The organism is Psychroserpens mesophilus, from assembly GCF_050617655.1.
Lineage (GTDB): Bacteria > Bacteroidota > Bacteroidia > Flavobacteriales > Flavobacteriaceae > Psychroserpens > Psychroserpens mesophilus_A.
Genome location: NZ_JBODQC010000263.1, coordinates 1 through 259, shown reverse-complemented (window position 1 = coordinate 259; position 259 = coordinate 1). Strand labels below are relative to the sequence as shown.

Sequence of the window (259 nt, the reverse complement as noted above, 5' to 3'; positions counted from 1 at the left end):
AAAGGTGTAACCTCGTATACTGGCGCTAAAGCTATATCTCGTGTAGAGCTAATTATGGTACGTCAACTCTTAGACACTACAGGAACATCTATCCATGTAGATTCTGAAAAATTTATTGATGCCTCTACCGGAATTTCGGGTAGTGGACCTGCTTATGTCTTTTATTTTATGCAGTCGATGTTAGAAGCTGCTCAAAACATGGGATTCTCGGATTATGATTCTAAAGTCTTAGTTAGTAATACATTTGAAGGGGCTATTG

General features: G+C 38.2%; 1 protein-coding gene. It reads left to right on the top strand.

The features are described 5' to 3' along the window. The coding region (locus tag ACRHNM_RS17200; protein WP_431137866.1) for a pyrroline-5-carboxylate reductase family protein at nucleotides 1-259 on the top strand (259 nt) is incomplete at both ends.